Origin of the sequence: Pseudomonas sp. 50_B, assembly GCF_017491625.1 — a bacterium.
Taxonomy (GTDB): Bacteria; Pseudomonadota; Gammaproteobacteria; order Pseudomonadales; family Pseudomonadaceae; genus Aquipseudomonas; species Aquipseudomonas danubii.
Window position 1 is genome coordinate 1 of record NZ_JAFGYX010000193.1, and the last position, 302, is coordinate 302.

Consider the following 302-nt stretch of genomic DNA (forward strand, 5'->3'; position numbering starts at 1 on the left):
CGTGGCCAGGTTCTGGTTAAGCCAGGTACCGTTAAGCCGCACACCAAGTTCACCGCTGAGGTTTATGTTCTGAGCAAGGAAGAAGGCGGCCGTCATACTCCGTTCTTCAAAGGCTACCGTCCACAGTTCTACTTCCGTACTACTGACGTGACTGGTAACTGCGAGCTGCCAGAAGGCGTTGAAATGGTAATGCCAGGTGACAACATCCAGATGACTGTCACTCTGATCAAAACCATCGCGATGGAAGATGGTCTGCGTTTCGCTATCCGTGAAGGCGGTCGTACCGTCGGCGCCGGCGTCGT

General features: G+C 54.3%; 1 pseudogene. It reads left to right on the forward strand.

Going from position 1 to position 302, the window contains the following annotated elements:
- Nucleotides 1-302, forward strand: a pseudogene (locus J5M73_RS31575) (elongation factor Tu); the annotation flags it as partial.